We start from the raw sequence: 17,036 nt of genomic DNA on the forward strand, positions 1-17,036 counted from the left end.
CTCCAAGTACGTGAAGGCCCCCATCATTGCGCCTAGGTACATGATGGGGGCCTTCACGTACTTCTACGGCCGGGTCCGCCAGAGCACCAGGACGAAGTACGGCGTCCCGACCAGCGCGATGACCAGGCCGGCGGGGATCTGGGCGGGGGCGATGACCGTCCGCCCGAGCGTGTCCGCGATGCTGACCAGCAGCGCGCCGATCGCCGCCGCCACCGGGATCACCCGGCCGTGCCGTCCGCCGACCAGCGATCGCGCCAGATGCGGCGCGACCAGCCCGACGAAGGCGACCACGCCGATCGCGGACACCGCGGTGGCCGCGAGGATCCCGGACGCCGCCAGTACCACCAGCCGCGACCGTTCGACGCGCATCCCGAGCACCCGCGGCGTGTCCTCGTCGAGGGCGTGCAGGTCGAGTTCGCGGTGCTTGAACCACACCAGCGGGGTCAGCGCGAGCAGTGACAGCGCCACGGGCGCGACCTGCTCCAGCGTCCGGCCGTAGGTCGACCCCGAAAGCCAGGTCAGCGCCTTGGCCGAGTTCCACGGATCGGAGACGACGATCAGCAGGGTGATCAGCGCCATCCCGGCCGACCAGACCGCGATGCCGATGATCACCAGCCGGTCCGAGTCCAGCCCCGAGCGCCACGCCAGCCCGTAGACCAGCAGGAACACCACGGCCGCCCCCGCGCCGGCGGCACCGGCGATCGCCCACGCGCCGACCGCCGGGACGATGGTGATCAGCGTGATCGCGCCCAGCCCGGCACCGGCGGTGATGCCGAGCAGGCCTGGTTCGGCGAGCGGGTTGCGGCTGACCGACTGGATCCCGCAGCCGGACACCGCCAGCGCGGCACCCGCGAGCAGCGCGGCGAGCACCCGCGGAAGCCGTTGGTCCAGCACGAAGGTCAGCGCCGTGCCGGTGTTCCCGGTGACCCAGTTCGCGAGGTCACCGAGCAGCACCACCCGGTCGCCCAGCATCAGGCCCACAACGGGCACGGCGGCCAGCAGCACCACCAGCGCGGCGGTGGTGGTCACGAGCCGTCGCTTCGATCCGGCGACGCCGACCCGCCCCGCCGGGGACGGGCGGCGCGAGCCACTGGCCCGGCCGCGTCGCGCCAGCCACACCATCACGGCGGCGCCGACGAGCGTCGTCACCACCCCGGTCGGTACCCGCACCGCGGCGGCCGAGCCCATGATCGCCCGCAGGACGACGTCGGCGCCGAGCACCGTCACCACCCCGACCAGGCCGGACACCGGCAGCAGCACGCGGTGCTTGGCGAGCGGCAACAGCAGCCGGGTGATCACCGGCGCGCTCAGCCCGACGAACCCGACCGGCCCGGCGACGGTCACCGCCGCCGCGGTCAACGCGACGGTCAGCAGGACCGCGCCGACCCTCGTCCGCCGTACCCGCAGGCCGAGCACGGTCGCGTTGTCGTCGCCGAGGGCGAGGATGTCGAGTTTGCGGCCCAGCACGACGAGCGCCACGACGGCGATCACCACGATCGGCGTCATCTGCCCGGTCGCCCGCAGATCCGAGACCGTCAGTGAACCGCTGCCCCAGGCGAAGAGCCCGGACGTCTCCTGCTCGAACATGAGCAGCAGCAGGATGGTCACCGACTGGAGCGCCAGCATCACCGCCGAACCGACGAGCACCAGCCGCGGACTCGCCGAACCGCCGCCCGCCAGTCCCAGCACGACCGCGGCCGCGGCGAGCCCGCCCGCGAACGCCGCCCCGCCCACCGGCACGAGCGGCAGCGAAAGCCCGAACGCGGAAATGGCCACGACGGCGAAATGCGCGCCCGCGTTCACCGCGAGCGTGTCGGGGGAGGCGAGCGGATTCCGCGCCACGGACTGCATTCCCGCGCCCGCGACGCCGAGGGCGACCCCGAGCAGCAACGCGGCGAGGAGCCGGGGCACGCGCGAACCCTCCAGTACCGCGAGGGTCTGCGCGTCGCCCTGGCCGAAGAGCGCCTTCAGCACGTCCAGCGGACCGGACGTCGAGGTGCCCTGAGTCAGGTGGATGCCGGCGAGGACGGCGATGAGCACCATCAACCCCGCCGACACCACGGCGGTCCGCACGGTTTGCGGCGACCGCAGGTCCTCGATCATCAGGCGGTGATGGCCTTCACGATCTGGTCGGCGGTGAAGATGATCGACTTCGGCCCGCCGAAGGTCCACGTCCCCGCCTCCAGCTTGTGGATCTTCTTCGACACCACGAACGGCAGTCGCCGGTAGACGGCGTTCTGCGCGAGTCCGGTGGTGAAGACGTCCTCTTCGGACGCGCTGTAGAACAGCACGGTCTTCGGGTCGGTGATCGCGGTCAGGCCTTCGACGTCGGTTTGGCCGAGTCCCCACTGCGGGTCGACCTGTCCGGTCCACACGTTCTTCAAGCCGACGGCCTCGGCGGTGTCGGAGACCAGCGAACCCTTGCCGAACGGGCGGATGCTGACGGTGCTGCCTTCGAGGTAGCCGTCGGCCATCAGGAACGGCGTGCCGGCGGCGCCCTTGGCCTCGACGGCCTTCTTGCCTTCGGCGAGTTTGGCGTCCATTTCGGACAGTTGCTTGTCCGCTTCGGCCTCCTTGCCGACCGTTTTGGCGATCAGCTTGAAGTCCTCGCGCAGCCGGTCGAAGTTCCGGCTCGCGTCGCTGGATTTGGTGACCACGACCGGCACGTACTTCTCGATCTGCGGCACCAGCGTCGAGTCGCGTTCCTCGGCCATGATGACGACCTCGGGGTTCAGCCCGACGATCGCGTCCACGCTCGGTTCGTTGCGCTTGCCGACGTCCTTGACCTCGGCCGACAGCGGAACGGCCTTGTCCCACACGTGGTAGCCCGCGACGTCCGCGGCGCCGACCGGCATGACCCCCAGCGAGGCGACCATCTCGGCCTCGCCCCACTCCAGCGCGACGACGCGTTTCGCCGGCGCCTTGAGGGTGACGGCCTTGCCGCGCGCGTCGGTCACCGTGACCGGACCGCTCGCGGCGGCGGGCGCGTCCGGCGTGGACGCGGGGGTCTCGGTGGTGCCGCAGGCGGACAACAGCAACGCCGCCGCCGTGAGGAGGGCAGGGGTCAGCACTCGCATGGTTCTTCCTGGGTTTTCTCAGGCGGGCCGGGGCGAATAACGCCCGAGTGGCCTGCAGTGGATCGCGCCCGTGACCGGGTCGTTCGCGACGTGGACGGTGACTCCGTAGGCCCGGGAAAGATGCTCGGTGGTGAGCACCTGCCCGATGTCACCCGTGGCCACGATGGTTCCCTCACTCAGCAGCACGACCTCGTCGGCGATGATCGCCGCGTGGTCGAGGTCGTGCAGCACCACGCCGACCGCGACGCCTTCACCGGCGAGATCGCGGACGACATCGAGGATCTCGACCTGGTAGCGCAGGTCGAGATGGTTGGTGGGCTCGTCGAGCAGCAGCACGGCGGTCTGCTGCGCGAGGCAGGACGCGAGCCAGACGCGCTGGAGTTCGCCGCCGGACAGTTCGTCGACGCCGCGTTCGGCCATCGGTGTCACGCCGGTCAGTTCCATCGCGCGGCGGATCGCGGCGGCGCCGTCGGCGTCGACCCCCCGCCAACCCGAGCGGTACGGGTAGCGGCCATAGGAGACGACGTCGCGGACGGAGACCCCGCTCGGCGTGGGCCGGTGCTGGGTCAGCAACGTGACCTGACGTGCGAACTCCTTGCCGGACAACGCGTTCGGACCCCACACGGAACGCTCGCCGAGCCGGACGTCGCCTTCGCGGGGCTTGTGCAGCCGCGCCAGCGAACGCAACAGCGTCGACTTGCCGGAACCGTTCGGCCCGACCAGCGCGGTCACCGTACCCGCGCGCAGCGACAGGGACACGCCGTCCACCACGGCCCGCTCATGGTGCGCGAGCACCAGGTCATGGCCGGTGAGCAGCGCGTCTTCTGTGGCCATGAGGGGAGCCTAACCTAAGGATGTGGAGAGGCGGATGTCGCGAGAGACACAGCGCGCGGGGTGAGTGCCCGGTCACGCCGCCCGCGCCGGCTCCCGCCTCCGCTTGGCCAGCCGCTTCCCCACGATCCCGTGCCGCGGCCCGAACAGGTACACCAGCGTGAACCCCGCGCCCTGCACCAGCACGATCATCCCGCCGGACGCGGTGTCGAGGTGGTAGCTCAGGTACAGCCCGGTCACCGCCGCGAGCACCGAGAACGACGGCGCGATCACGAGCATGCGGCCGAAGCGGTCGGTCAGCAGATACGCCGTCGCGCCGGGGATGATCAGCATCGCCACCACCAGGATCACGCCCACCACCTGCAGCGCCACCACCGAGGTCAGCGCGAGCAGCCCGAGCAGCGCGGCGCCGAGCAGGCGGGGGTTGAAACCGATGGCGTGCGCGTGCGTGGGATCGAAGGCGTACAAGGTGAAATCACGGCGTTTGAGCACCAGCAGGATGAGGGTGATCGCGCCGAGGACGCCGATCTGAAGCAGATCCCAGACGTCGACGCCGAGCAGGTTGCCGAAGATGATGTGGTTCAGGTCGGTCTGGCTCGGCGTCACCGAGATCAGCACGAGGCCGAGCGCGAACAGCGTGGTGAACACGATGCCGATCGCGGCGTCCTCCTTGACCCGGCTGGTGTCGCGGACGACGCCGATCAATGCCACGGCGAGGAAGCCGAAGACGACGGCGCCCAGCGCGAAGGGCGCGCCGAGGATGTAGGCGAGCACGACGCCGGGCAGCACCGCGTGCGAGACCGCGTCGCCCATCAGCGACCAGCCGATCAGCACGAGCCAGCAGGAGAGCACCGCGCAGACCACGGACGCGACGACCGTGGAGGCCAGCGCCCGCACCATGAAGCCGTAGTTCAGCGGCTCGAGGAGCAGATCGTAGAGGTTCACGCGGGTTCTTCTTCCCGTTGCAGGACATCGAGTCCGAAGGCCAGCGCGAGGTTTTCGGGCCGGAGCACCTCGCCGGGGGAGCCGTGCGCGAGCACCTTGCGCATGAGCAGGATCGCCTCGTCGGCCAGACCGGGCAGCGCGTGCAGGTCGTGCGTGGAGATCAGGACGGCGGCGCCGTCGGCCGCGAGTTCCTTCAGCAGGCGGGTGATCGTGGCCTCGGACCGTTTGTCCACGCCGGCGAACGGCTCGTCGAGGAGCAGGACCCGCGCCCCCTGGGCGATGCCGCGGGCGACGAACGCGCGTTTGCGCTGGCCGCCGGACAACTGGCCGATCTGGCGCCCGGCGAGGTCGGTCAGTTCGACCCGGTCCAGCGCCTGATCGACGGCTTCGTGGTCGGCGCGGCGCGGCCGCCGGGTGAACCCGAGACGCCCGTAGCGGCCGGTCATCACGACGTCGCGCACCGACAGGGGGAACGACCAGTCGACGTCCTCGCTCTGCGGCACATAGCCGATCACGCCGGTCTTGCGGGCGCGGGCGGGCGGGCCGCCGTCGATCGAGACGGTGCCGGTGTCCGGCCGGACCATGCCCATGATCGCCTTGAACAGCGTCGACTTGCCGGAGCCGTTCATCCCGACCAGACCGCAGACGTGACCATGCTCCAGGGTGGCGTCGACGCCGTCGAGCGCGAGGACGTCGCCATAGTGGACGGTGACGCCTTCGACGCGGATCGCGGCGGTCACGGCTTCGCTCCGGTGAGACCGGCCACGATCGTCTTCGAGTCGTGGCGGATGAGATCGAGGTACGTCGGCACCGGGCCTTCGGGGCCGGACAGGGAGTCGACGTAGAGGACACCGCCGAACGCGGCACCGGTCGCGGAGACGACCTGGCGCATCGGGGCGTCGGAGACGGTCGATTCGCAGAACACCGCGGGTACCTTGTTCTGCTTGACGAATTCGATGGCGCGGGTGATCTGCTGCGGCGTCGCCTGCTGTTCGGCGTTGACCGCCCAGATGTACCGCTCGGTGAGCCCGGCGTCGCGCGCCAGGTAGGAGAAAGCACCTTCGCAGGAGACCAGTGCGCGTTCGTTCTCCGGCAGGCCGCTCAGCGCACCCGTCATCTCGTCCCGGACCCCCTTCAGTTTCGCCTTGTAGGCATCGCCGTTGGCCGTGAACACGGCGGCGTCACCGGAGGAGAGTTCGCTGAACGCCTTCACCATGTTGTCCACGTAGATACCCACATTCGTCGGAGACATCCACGCGTGCGGGTTCGGCTTTCCCTGATAGGCGTCTTCGCCGATGGCGATGGGCTGGACACCCTCGCTGACCACCTTGTGCGGCGCGTCGCTCTCCTTGACGAACCGGGCGAACCAGGCCTCCAGGTTCAGCCCGTTGTCGAGGATCAGGTCGGCCTTCGCGGCCTTCTTGATGTCGTCCGGGGTGGGCTCGTAGCCGTGGATCTCCGCGCCGGGCTTGGTGATCGACTCGACCCGGAGCTTGTCACCCGCGACGTTCGAGGCGATGTCGGCGAGGACCGTGAACGTGGTCAGCACCACCGGCCGGTGGTCGCTGTCGCCCGCGCTGGGGCCGCCGCACGCGGTGAGGACGAGCGTGGACGCCGCCAGCGCACAGACGGCCTTGCGCAGATTCGCCATGGCGAGAGTCTAGAGTTCGGCGCGCCGAACTTCCAACTGACGTGTGCCTTAAATCTCCGTCCTGGTCTGGCCCCGCTCCCGCACGGTTTCCAGTAGCAGCTGGGAGACGTCGCGCACGGTGACGTTCTCGCCGCGCTGCTCACTCTGCCGCTGGACGAGGCCGTCGTTCAGCATCACGCGGCAGAACGGGCAGCCGGTGACGATGGTCTCGGCGTCCGTGCCGAGCGCCTCGTCGACGCGTTCGAGGTTGATGCGCTTGCCGATCTGTTCCTCCATCCACATCCGCGCGCCACCGGCGCCGCAGCACAGCGACCGGTCACCGTGCCGGGGCATCTCGCTCAGCGTGGCCCCGGTCGCGCCGACGAGTTCGCGCGGCGGTTCGTAGACCTTGTTGTGGCGGCCCAGGTAGCAAGGGTCGTGATAGGTCACGGGTCCGGCGTCGACCGGTTTGACCGGGGTCAGTTTGCCCGCGCGCACGAGCCGGTTCAGCAGCTGCGTGTGATGCAGGACCTCGTAGTGCCCGTCCAGCTGCGGATACTCGCGGCCCAGCGTGTTCAGGCAGTGCGGACAGGTGGTGACGATCTTGCGCGTACCCGGCTCGCGGCCTTCGAACACCGCGTTCAGGGTTTCGACGGTCTGCTGCGCGAGCATCTGGAAGAGGAACTCGTTGCCCGAGCGCCGCGCCGGGTCGCCGGTGCAGGATTCGTCGGTGCCGAGGACCGTGTACTCGACCCCGGCCAGCTGCAACAGCTCCGCGGTCGCGCGGACGGTCTTGCGCGCGTTGTCGTCGAAGGCGCCCGCGCAACCGACCCAATAGACGTACTCGACGTTCTCGGCGAGTTCGCCGTCGAAGACCGGCACCTCGAAATCGAGGCCCTTCGTCCACGCGAGGCGATCGGAATTGTTCTGCCCCCAAGGGTTTCCCTTGGTCTCCAGGTTCTTGAACAGCACCCCGAGTTCGCTGGGGAACGCGGATTCGATCATCACCTGGTAGCGGCGCATGTCGACGATGTGGTCGACGTGCTCGATGTCCACCGGGCACTGCTCGACGCAGGCGCCGCAGGTGGTGCAGGACCAGAGGACGTCCGGATCGATGACGCCGAAGTCCTCCTTGGTGCCGACGAGCGGACGCTCCTCAGGCGGCTCCTTGCCGTCGAGGAGGTAGGGCGCCTTTTCGAAGAGGTGGTCCCGAAGGTCCATGATCACCAGCTTGGGGGACAACGGTTTCCCGGTGTTCCACGCCGGGCACTGCGACTGGCAGCGGCCGCATTCGGTGCAGGTGGCGAAGTCGAGCATGCCCTTCCAGGTGAAGTCCTCGATCTTGCCGCGGCCGAAGGTGTCGTCCTCGCCGGGATCTTCGAAGTCGATCGGCTTGCCTGCCGACTCCATCGGCAGGAGCGGGCCGAGCGCGTCCGGGAGCCGTTTGGCGGTGACGTTGACCGGCGCCAGGAAGATGTGCAGGTGCTTGGAGTAGAGCACGATCGACAGGAACGCCAGCATCACGCCGATGTGCAGCAGCAGCCCGACGGTCTCCAGCGGTTCGGTGACCGAAGACCCCAGCGGCTCCAGGAGCTCGCCGACGCCCAGGGAGACCCACGCGCCCGACTCGTACGGGAAGACGCCGACCGCCGCCGACGCGCCGCGGAAGAGGAACATCGTCCAGATCACGTTGAAGATCATGAACAGGATCAGCCAGGCGCCGCCGGTGTGCGAGCCGAAGAACCGCGACGCGCGCTCTTTCCGTCCGGGTGCCTGGCGGATCCGGATGACCGCGAAGACCGCGAGCGAGACGAGCACCGCGACCGCGATGAAATCCTGCAGGAAACCCAGTACCGCCCAGTGCCCGATGAGCGGGATGTGGAAGTCGTGGTCGAACAAGGCGCCGTACGCCTCGACGTAGACCGAGCCGAGGATCACGAAGCCCCAGAACGTGAACAGATGCGCGAGCCCGGGGACGGACCATTTCAGCAGTTTGCGCTGACCGAAGACCTCGGCCAGCTGCGTTTTCGCGCGGACGGCCATGACGTCCGAGCGTTTCTCGTCCGGCTGGCCGGACCGGATGAGCCGGTACAGCCAGGCGGCGCGGCGGGCGGCGAAAGCGAGGCCGGCGACGGTGATGAGCAGACCGAGGATGAGACGAACGAGCACGAGTCCTCCGGGGGAGAATCGGCTCAGTGAGAGCCGGTGTAGTACCGGCACGCCTTGCAGGCGTACCGCATTTTGGCTACTCGCCACCGTTTCCGGTAGACCTCGAGCCGTCCCGGCCGTGGCGGGCGCACGCCGAGTCTTTGGTGACTTCGCCGTTGGTGGCAGCGGATCCGCCGCCCCGTTTCGAAGAGTTCGGTCGCCAGCCCGAGGTAGGCGCGCCTGAGCGCGATACCGGTCTCCGTCGTGGGATTGTCCCGGCAGAACCGGTGCAGGAGGGCGAGGTCCGGCAGGCCGGGGGTGGCGGCGCCGGCGAGATGCTCGACGACGCCGAGCCCCGGATGCCCTGGGGGAAGGGAGAATCCGGCGGGAAGTCCACAGTGGACGCAGGTGAGGGTGCAGCTCAGGCAGCGGGTGACATGGCGGATCCGCCGTTCGCGCTGATCCCCGTCGATCACCTCGCGAACGTGCCACCCCATGGAGCCTCCCAAGACCGTGGTGTGTCCTGTGTCACTCTCAATACTGGAGAGTAGGGGGCGTTCCCGGTGGTGCGACAGGTCCAACCGGATGGCGTCGGAGCAGCCGGTCGGCGTAACGCCGCGCGTCCGGCCGCCCCCTCCGCGTCGCGCCCCTCGCGTTTAGTCCTCTAAACGCGGACGGGCCGCCTTCAGAGGACTAAACGCCGCTGGCGAGGGCGCGCATCCAGAGGACTAAATGCGTTGCCGGGACTTCCGAGGACGGCGTACGCAAGGCCGTGCCGCACGGTTGCGCGCACCGTGACCCACTCGTAGCCGAAAACCCTCCTCCCGGCATCACGCCCTGGTTATAGTCCTGACGCGGGGTAATGGGGGAGGGAACGACGGCGATGGGCGGGTTCGTCACCGCGGCTCTGGGGTTCCCGGCCGTGCTTTTCAGCTTCCTGCTGATCGTGGTGATCGGCTATTGGCTGCTGGCACTGCTCGGTGCCGTCGACGCGGACGGATTCGACGTCCCCGAAGGCGAGGGGCTCCTTGCCGGTTTCGGTGGCGTCCCACTGTCCCTTTCGCTCTCTTTGCTGATCGCATTCACCTGGTTCGCCAGCCTGGCAGGGACGGTTCTTCTCGATGACTTGGAGCTTTCGACACCTTCGAGGATCGGCTTCGGCGCCGTCGTGGTCGCCGTCGCGCTCGTCCTCGGCACACTCGGGACGAGGGTGATCGTCGTGCCGCTGCGCCGGGTGTTCGGTCCCGCCAGGGAACCGAGCAGGATGGACTTCGTCGGCCGCGCCGCGGTCATCCGCACCTCGTCGGTGACCCACGACTTCGGGCAGGCCGAAGTGGCCGCCGCCGACGGGTCCACGGCCATTGTGGACGTTCGTCAAGCGGGTGAAGGCAACCTGACGGCGGGGAGCCGCGTAGTTCTCTATGACTACGACTCCGAAGGCGAGTTCTTCTGGGTCGAGTCCTTGGACATCTGAAGCAGAAAAGGAACAGTATGGGTGCCATCAGCGTGGGGGCCGGCGTTCTGATCGCCGTGATAGTTGTCATCCTCCTGGTTTTGCTCTTCACGATCACCAGGTTGTTCAAGAAGGTGCCGCAGGGGAAGGCACTGATCATTTCGAAGGTCCGCCGGGTCGACGTGACGTTCACCGGCGCGATCGTCCTTCCGGTGCTGCACAAGGCCGAGATCATGGACACCTCGGTCAAGGCGATGGAGATCACCCGCACCGGCCGCGAAGGCCTGATCTGCCGGGACAACATCCGCGCCGACATCCGCATCTCGTTCTTCGTGCGGGTCAACAAGACCACCGAGGACGTCATCAAGGTCGCTCAGGCGATCGGCACCGAACGCGCGAGCCACGAGGCGACCCTGCAGGAGCTGTTCAACGCCAAGTTCTCCGAGGCGTTGAAAACCGTCGGCAAGCAGCTCGACTTCGTCGATCTCTACACCAAGCGCCACGAGTTCCGCGACCAGATCATCCGCGTCATCGGCACCGACCTCAACGGGTACAGCCTCGAAGACGCGGCCATCGACTACCTCGAGCAGACGCCGATGGCGCAGCTCGATTCCGCGAACATCCTCGACGCGCAGGGCATCCGCAAGATCACCGAGCTGACCGCGATCGAGCACGTGCGCACCAACGAATACCGCCGCGGTGAGGAAAAAGAGATCACCCGCCAGAACGTGGACGCCCGCGAGGCCATCCTCGAACTGGAGCGGCGTCAGGCCGACGCGGAGATCAAGCAGCGCCGCGAGGTCGAGACCATGCGGGCGCGCGAAGAGGCCGAGATCGCCAAGGTCCAGGCGGAGGAGCGGCTCAAGTCGCAGGCGGCGGGACTGCGCACGGACGAACAGCTCGGTATCCAGCACCAGAACCAGCAGCGTGAGATCGAGGTCGCGGGCAAGAACCGCGAGCGCGTCATCGCCATCGAGAGCGAGCGCATCGAGAAGGACCGGCTGCTGGAGGTCATCGGCCGCGAACGCGAGACCGAATTGTCCCGGATCGCCAAAGACAAGGAAGTCGAGACCGAGAAGCGGTCGATCGCCGAGGTGATCCGCGAGCGGATCGCGGTCGAGAAGACGGTGGCGGAGCAGGAAGAGATCATCAAGAAGCTCCGCGTCGTCGAGGAGGCGGAGCGCCAGCGCGAGGCCATCATCATCCGGGCCGAGGCGGAGGCGCAGGAAAGCCTGGTCAAGGACATCAAGGCCGCGGAAGCCGCCGAGGCAGCTTCGAAGCACAAGGCCCGCGAGGAACTGACGCTGGCCGAGGCCCGCCAGCAGACCGCCGAACTGGAGACCCGCGCGAAGATCCGTCTCGCGGAAGGGATCCAGGCCGAAGAGGCCGCCAGCGGGCTGGCCGCGGCCCAGGTCAAGGAACGCGACGCCGACGCGCTGGAGAAGGTCGGCCGGGCCGAGGCGATCGTCGCCCGCGAGAAGGCGATCGTGCTCGCCGACGGGATGCGCGACAAGCTCAAGGGCGAGGCCGAAGGGCTCACCGAGAAGGCCGCCGCGATGGCCGCCCTCGACAGCGCCAGCCGCCAGCACGAGGAGTACCGCCTGCGCCTGGAGGCGGAGAAGGAGATCCGGCTCGCCGCGCTCAACGTGCAGCGCGAGGTCGCCGAGGCGCAGGCCACGGTGCTCGGCATCGGGCTGGAGAAGGCCGACATCGACATCGTCGGCGGCGAGACGATGTTCTTCGAGAAGATCATCGGCTCCATCGGCCTCGGCAAGAGCGTGGACGGGTTCGTCGAGCACTCGGACGTCGTCCAGACGCTCGCGAAGCCGTGGCTCGACGGTTCGGGCAGCTTCACCGACGACATCACCAAGCTGGTCGGCTCGGTGAGCACGGAGGACGTGAAGAACCTGACGCTGTCGGCCTTCCTGGCCAAGCAGTTGCAGGCGGGCGGCCCGGACAGCGACAAGCTGCGTGAGCTGCTGACCATGGCGCAACGGCTCGGCCTCGCCGAGACGTCGGTCGCCACCCTCGCCGCCGCGAAGCAGTGACGGCGACCGAACCGGCGGTCGGAACGGAGCTGGACGCGGGCACCTACGAGGTGCTCCGCGCCCGGCTCGCCGCACAGGCCGCCGAACTGGCGAAACGCGCGGACGAGCTCAACACGGCACGGCTGGGTGTCTTCGGCAGCGCGCAACTCGCGCTGATCGGCACGGAACGGATCCGCACCGCGAACAACTGCGTGCCGCGCGACGTCGTGTCGGTCGGCGGGCGGATGTTGTTCGGCTACAACGTCTTCATCGGGCTCAAACCCGAGACGACGGTCGACGACGTCTTCTCGCTGCACGGCTTCAGCCATGACGAAGAAGCGTTCCGGTTCGACGACGTGCCCGCCGAAGAGCTGCCGGGACTGCTGCGCGACGAGCAGTTCGTCCGCGACTTCGCGGAGCTGTACCGGTATTACCGGCAGGCGAAGCTGCTGCAGCTGCGACGGGTCGAGGGCAAACTGCTCGCGATCTTCCAGATCGGTCCGCGGACCGAGGACATCCGGGTGCTGCGCTGGGGCATCGCCGCCGACGGTTCGGTGTCCTATGTGGACAACCGTGGCGAACGCGACCACGTCTTCCCGCCGTCACACGACTTCGAATGGATCGAGACCACCCGAGAGCAGCATGTGCTCGGACGGCATCCGCACATCTCGATCGAGGACGAGGTGTTCGTCGAGACCGTCGGCGGCAACCTGACGATCAAGATCGAGAACAACACCGAAACCGGCGAGGGCGTCTACGCCGAGCCGGTCGACGAGCCACTGCAGAGCCTGGCCGACGCCGAGGTGTCCTACGCCAGGATCGGCCCGCTGATCCTGCTGCGGATGCTGCCGTACAAGGAGACCGAGTACCGCTACCTGGTCTTCAACATCCGCACGCGGGACGTGGTCCGCCTCGACGGCATCGGGCAGGCGTGCCAGCGGCTGCCCGAGGATCACGGGATCATCTTCCCCGGCGGCTACTACCTCGACACCGGTGTCAGCAAGACGTTCGACACCACTGTGGACGGCCTCGAATTCGAGCGGGTGATCCGCTCGCCCAACGGTGAGGACGTGCTCTACGTCTTCCACGCGCGGGCCGAGGGACGCACGCTCCTCCTGCCGTACAACGTGATCCGCAAAGAGGTCTCGAACCCGATCCCGTGCCACGGGTACTCGCTGTTCGACGACGGCACGATGGTGCTGTTCCGGGCGTTGTCCGACGAGCCGAGCCGCGTGCATCCGATGCAGGTGTGGCGGACGCCGTTCCAATCGGACACCTACGCCGCGTCACAGCCCACCGGGACCGGGCCGCTGGAGCGGGTCGGCAACGCCGATCTGGTCCGCGGGATCTCCGACTGCCTCTCGATCGGCCGGATGGTCGACGAGATGGCGCCGTCGGCGGCGGTGTTCGAAGCCCTGATCGCCGCGTGCGCGCGGATCTTCGACCACTACCACTGGCTCGGCGAGGCCGAACTCGGCGATCTGCGGTCGCCGCTGTCGGAGGTCCGGGTCACCGCGGAGCAGGTGCTCGACGAGTTCGAGACGGTCACCGCGCTCACCACGCAGGCGGCCGAAGCGGTCGACGAGGCCGCCGCGGAAACCGCCTCTCTCGTGCGGAAAGTGCGCGGGGAGGCGCTGAACGGGGCCGACGCGTGGGTGCGACGGCTCGCCGAAATGCACCGCGCGCGGGGACATCTGGTCACCGTGCGGGAACTGCGGTATGTCGACACCGGCCGCGTGGACAAGCTGATCGCGGACCTCGACGGAGATTTCAGCGAAGCCGCGCGGCGCGCCGTGCGGTTCCTGCAGGGCGAGGACGCGTTCACGAGCTATCACGCCGAGGTGGACGGGCTGATCGCCGCCGCGGGCGCGATCGCCACCGTCGCCGAAGCGGTCCCGGTCGCCGAACGGCTCGACGAGCAATCCGGCGGGCTCGAAGTCCTCACCGATGTCGTCGGCGGGCTGGAGATCGCGGACGCCGTGGTGCGGACGCGGATCCTGGAACGTGTCGGTGAGGTCATCGGCGGGGTCAACCGCGCGAGGGCCACCCTCGAAGCACGGCGCAAGGAACTGCTGGAGACCGAAGGGCGGGCGGAGTTCGCCGCCGAGTTCGCCCTGCTCGCGCAGGCCATCACCGGCGGTCTCGCGGTCGCGGACACGCCGGACCGCTGCGACGAGCAGCTCGGCAGATTGCTGCTCCAGCTGGAAAATCTCGAGTCGCGGTTCGGCGAGTTCGACGACTTCCTGGTGTCGCTGGGGGAGAAGCGCACCGACGTCTACGAAGCGTTCTCCTCACGCAAGCAGGCGTTGCTCGACGAACGGGCCCGCCGCGCGGACCGGCTGGTCGATTCGGCGGAGCGGATCCTCACGAGTGTGACCAGGCGGGTCGGCACGCTCGGTTCGGTCGACGAGATCAACACCTATTTCGCTTCCGACCCCATGGTCGCGAAGCTGCGCAGCGTCGTCGCCGAACTGCGCGACCTCGGCGACCAGGTGCGCGCCGAAGAACTCGAAGGCCGCGTCAAGGCCGCCCGCCAGGAAGCGGGCCGCGCGTTGCGCGACCGGCTCGACCTCTACGGCGAGGGCGGGGAGACGATCCGCCTCGGCCGCAACACGTTCGCGGTCAACACCCAGGACATCGACCTCACCCTGGTCCCGCACGACGGCGGGATGAAGTTCGCGATCACCGGCACCGACTACCGCGCTCCCGTGCGGGACGCCTCGTTCGAGGCGACGAGGCCGTACTGGGACCAGCTGCTGGTCTCGGAATCGCCCGAGGTCTATCGCGCCGAATACCTCGCGACGTCGATCCTGCACGAAGAGCCGGATCTGATCGAGACCGACCTGCTCGACGTCGTCCGGCGTGTGGCGGGGAACCGGTACGACGAGGGCTACGCGCGCGGTGTGCACGACCACGACGCCGCCGCGATCCTGTCGGCGTTGCTGCGCCTGCGTTCCGCCGCGGGACTGCTGCGTTATCCGCCCGCGTCGAGGGCGACCGCCCAGCTGTTCTGGGCGTTCGGCGCCGAAGAGGCGGCGAAGAGCGCGTGGACCACACGGGCCGCGTCGCTCGCGCGGGTCCGGGAAGCCTTCGGGCACACCACGGCGATCGACGCGCTGGCGCGGGAGTTCACCGAGGCGATGACCGCGTTCGCCGAGAACTCCGGTCTGACGCTGGACCTCGAATTCGCCGGCGAGTACCTGTTCGAGGAGCTGGCCGACGCGTCACCGGGATTCGTCACCAGCGGCGGCGCACGGGCACTGCTTGACAAGTTCCGGCTCGACAGGCGCAGTTTCGCCGAAGACCTGCGCGCGCTCGACGACCTCGCCGATCGCCATCAGCTCGCCGAAGCCTGGCTGGCGTCCTTCGTGGAGTCCGCCGAGTTGCCCGGCGACGAACTGGCGGAGGCCGTCGCGATCGAATTGGCCGACCTGCCACGCTACGACTCGTCGGCGGAACTCTCGGCCACTGTGGACGGTCTGCTCGGATCGCATCCGCGGATCGTCAACCGGTCCATGACGCTCCGGCTCGACGAGACACTGGCCAGGACGCAGCGCTTCCGGCGGGATCGGGTGCCGGGTTTCCGCGCGTATCAACGGCAACGCAACGAACTGGTGGCGGCCGAGCGGGACAGGCTCCGGTTGAGCGAGTACAAGCCGAAGGTGATGAGCGCCTTCGTGCGCAACCGGTTGCTCGACGAGGTCTACCTGCCGTTGATCGGCGACAACCTCGCCAAGCAACTCGGCGCGACCGGCGACGCCCGCCGCACCGACCAGTCCGGTCTGCTGCTGCTCATCTCGCCGCCGGGCTACGGCAAGACGACCTTGATGGAGTACGTCGCGAGCCGCCTCGGCCTGGTGTTCGTCAAGGTGAACGGGCCCGCCCTCGGACACGAGGTCACCTCGGTCGATCCGGCGGACGCGCCCAACGCGACCGCGCGCCAGGAGGTCGAGAAGATCTCGTTCGCGCTGGAGCAGGGCAACAACGTGCTGTTGTATCTCGACGACATCCAGCACACCTCACCGGAACTGTTGCAGAAGTTCATTTCGCTGTGCGACGCGCAGCGGCGGATGGAAGGTGTCTGGGAGGGCCGGACGCGGACCTACGACCTGCGCGGCAAGCGGTTCGCGGTCTGCATGGCCGGTAACCCGTACACCGAGCAGGGCAAACGGTTCCGGATCCCGGACATGCTCGCCAACCGCGCGGACGTGTGGAACCTCGGCGATGTGCTGTCGGGCAAGGAAGAACTGTTCGCACTGAGCTACATCGAGAACTCGCTCACCGCGAACACCGTGCTGGCACCGCTCGTCGCGCGTGAACGGTCCGATGTGGACGTTCTGGTCCGGCTGGCCCGCGGTGACGGCGGCGTCCGGGCGGATCAGCTGAAGCACGCGTATTCGGCGACCGAACTGGAACAGATCCTCGCCGTGCTGCGGAAACTGATCCAGGTACAGCGGATCGTGCTGAAGAACAACCAGGCCTACATCGCTTCGGCGGCGCAGGCCGACGCGTCCCGCGTCGAACCGCCGTTCCAGCTGCAGGGTTCCTACCGGAACATGAACAAGCTGGCCGGCCGGATCGTGCCCGCGATGAACGACGCCGAACTCGAAGCACTCATCGACGACCACTACGCCGGCGAAGCGCAGACGCTGACCTCGGGCGCCGAGGCCAACCTGCTCAAGCTGGCGGAACTGCGCGGACGCCTGACCGACTCGGACGCGCGACGATGGGCCGAGGTCAAGGCGGGTTACCTGCGGGCGCAGGCGCTCGGTGGCGACGAGGAGGACCCGATGAGCCGCGCGGTCGGCGCGATGGGCCTGCTGGCGGACCGGGTCGGTGCGGTGGAAGCGGCGATCGAGCGGGCTTCGGAGCGGCTGGTCGTGCGGGATGTGCTGTGAGGGTTCGGCTGGCTGGTCGTGAGTGGC

11 protein-coding genes are annotated in these 17,036 nt (G+C 68.5%); 3 read left to right on the top strand and 8 right to left on the bottom strand.

Annotated features, from left to right (window positions below; genetic code table 11):
* Positions 1 to 63 precede the first annotated feature (63 nt).
* The 8 genes from AVL48_RS07900 to AVL48_RS07935 form a co-directional block, all read right to left on the bottom strand.
* Positions 64 to 2,103, bottom strand: a complete 2,040-nt coding sequence (locus AVL48_RS07900) for an iron ABC transporter permease (protein WP_061981262.1) — start codon at positions 2,101 to 2,103, stop codon at positions 64 to 66.
* Positions 2,103 to 3,077 carry an ABC transporter substrate-binding protein gene (locus AVL48_RS07905; RefSeq protein ID WP_061981263.1) on the bottom strand — a complete coding sequence of 325 codons (975 nt, stop codon included), beginning with the start codon at positions 3,075 to 3,077 and terminating at the stop codon, positions 2,103 to 2,105. Before AVL48_RS07905 ends, AVL48_RS07900 begins: the two co-directional genes overlap by 1 nt.
* 18 nt (positions 3,078 to 3,095) lie before the next feature.
* Positions 3,096 to 3,911: an ABC transporter ATP-binding protein gene (locus AVL48_RS07910; RefSeq protein ID WP_061981264.1), complete on the bottom strand. Its 816-nt coding sequence runs from the start codon at positions 3,909 to 3,911 to the stop codon at positions 3,096 to 3,098.
* Between the two features lie 72 nt (positions 3,912 to 3,983).
* On the bottom strand, positions 3,984 to 4,853 hold the full coding sequence (locus AVL48_RS07915) for a metal ABC transporter permease (protein WP_061981265.1): 870 nt from the start codon (positions 4,851 to 4,853) through the stop codon (positions 3,984 to 3,986).
* The gene (locus AVL48_RS07920) at positions 4,850 to 5,593 is read right to left on the bottom strand and encodes a metal ABC transporter ATP-binding protein (RefSeq protein ID WP_061981266.1); all 744 of its coding nucleotides are present in this window, start codon (positions 5,591 to 5,593) and stop codon (positions 4,850 to 4,852) included. The genes AVL48_RS07915 and AVL48_RS07920 overlap by 4 nt, the downstream gene beginning before the upstream one ends.
* Positions 5,590 to 6,504 (bottom strand): metal ABC transporter substrate-binding protein, encoded by a 915-nt coding sequence (locus AVL48_RS07925; RefSeq protein ID WP_061981267.1) that lies wholly within the window; start codon positions 6,502 to 6,504, stop codon positions 5,590 to 5,592. Before AVL48_RS07925 ends, AVL48_RS07920 begins: the two co-directional genes overlap by 4 nt.
* Before the next feature lie 48 nt (positions 6,505 to 6,552).
* Complete coding sequence (locus tag AVL48_RS07930; RefSeq protein ID WP_061981268.1) at positions 6,553 to 8,652, bottom strand: (Fe-S)-binding protein; 2,100 nt, start codon at positions 8,650 to 8,652, stop codon at positions 6,553 to 6,555.
* A 23-nt stretch (positions 8,653 to 8,675) separates the two neighbouring features.
* Positions 8,676 to 9,128 carry a hypothetical protein gene (locus AVL48_RS07935; protein WP_061981269.1) on the bottom strand — a complete coding sequence of 151 codons (453 nt, stop codon included), beginning with the start codon at positions 9,126 to 9,128 and terminating at the stop codon, positions 8,676 to 8,678.
* Positions 9,129 to 9,493: 365 nt separating this feature from the next.
* Here AVL48_RS07935 and AVL48_RS07940 point away from each other — a divergent pair, with 365 nt between their 5' ends.
* From AVL48_RS07940 to AVL48_RS07950, 3 genes are all read left to right on the top strand, one after another.
* Complete coding sequence (locus AVL48_RS07940; RefSeq protein WP_244162353.1) at positions 9,494 to 10,105, top strand: hypothetical protein; 612 nt, start codon at positions 9,494 to 9,496, stop codon at positions 10,103 to 10,105.
* An 80-nt stretch (positions 10,106 to 10,185) separates the two neighbouring features.
* A complete protein-coding gene (locus AVL48_RS07945) occupies positions 10,186 to 12,132 on the top strand; it encodes an SPFH domain-containing protein (RefSeq protein WP_244162354.1) in 1,947 nt (648 codons plus the stop codon).
* Positions 12,129 to 17,009, top strand: coding sequence for a DNA repair ATPase (locus AVL48_RS07950; RefSeq protein WP_061981272.1), 4,881 nt, complete (start codon positions 12,129 to 12,131; stop codon positions 17,007 to 17,009). Before AVL48_RS07945 ends, AVL48_RS07950 begins: the two co-directional genes overlap by 4 nt.
* The last annotated feature ends 27 nt before the right edge of the window (positions 17,010 to 17,036 follow it).

Source organism: Amycolatopsis regifaucium, from assembly GCF_001613935.1.
In the GTDB taxonomy this organism is placed as follows: domain Bacteria; phylum Actinomycetota; class Actinomycetes; order Mycobacteriales; family Pseudonocardiaceae; genus Amycolatopsis; species Amycolatopsis regifaucium.